Genomic DNA, 795 nt, shown 5'->3' on the forward strand with positions numbered 1-795 from the left:
ACCAGTACCCGTATCTGGCTGGCCAGTGCGCCCGTCAGGAGACGGACCGTTGGTGAGCCTTCGCCCTATCGCTGAGCCGTTCGTTGCCGCTGCACCGTCTGGTGCGCGGGTGCGGACCCGGCTGCGCGTCAACGGCACTGATGCGGTGGTGCTGACCCAAGTCGGTGAGTTGCTGGGCTCTCTTGCGGGTCGTGACCTGGCCGCGCGGTGCCGGGAGGGCCGGTTGGATGCGAAAGGTAAAGCGCAGTCGCGCCAGAAGCGGAAGAAGACGTTGACGAGCGAGTCGTCGTCGCGGTGGGCGGGGGCGATCACCCGCACCAGCGAGGACCAGTACCGGTTGGCCGAACAGAACCTGTGGGCGCAACGCGCTAGCCTGGCCGCGCGGATACAGACGATCACTGCCCGGTTAGCTGCCCCGGTCGGCGATCGGGTCGGCACCGGCAAGAAGGCGGTGCGCGGGTATGCGAGCAAGTCGGAGCGGCACGCCAAGACCGTCCGGTTGCAAACCCTCACCACGCGTTTGGACGCGGTCGAGGCCGACCTGATTGCCGGGACCGTTCATGTGGTGCGGGGCGGGAAAGCGTTGCTGCACAAACGCAATAACCTAGACGACGCTGGCCTGACTGTGCAGCAGTGGCGCCAACAGTGGGGGGCGGCGCGGTTGTTTCTGACCGCTGACGGGGAAAAGGACAAAGCGTGGGGCAACGAAACAATCCGCTGGAATCCCGATGAGCGGTGGCTGGAACTGAAACTCCCCACTGCGCTGGCACACTTGGCGAACCGGCCCCACGGCCG

General features: G+C 66.4%; 1 protein-coding gene. It reads left to right on the forward strand.

Annotated features, from left to right (window positions below; all coding sequences use genetic code 11):
- Window positions 1-109 precede the first annotated feature (109 nt).
- Window positions 110-795, forward strand: a 686-nt coding sequence (locus FPZ47_RS27720; RefSeq protein WP_210420048.1) for a hypothetical protein, incomplete at its 3' end; no start/stop codon positions are given.

This window comes from Mycobacterium helveticum, assembly GCF_007714205.1.
Lineage (GTDB): Bacteria > Actinomycetota > Actinomycetes > Mycobacteriales > Mycobacteriaceae > Mycobacterium > Mycobacterium helveticum.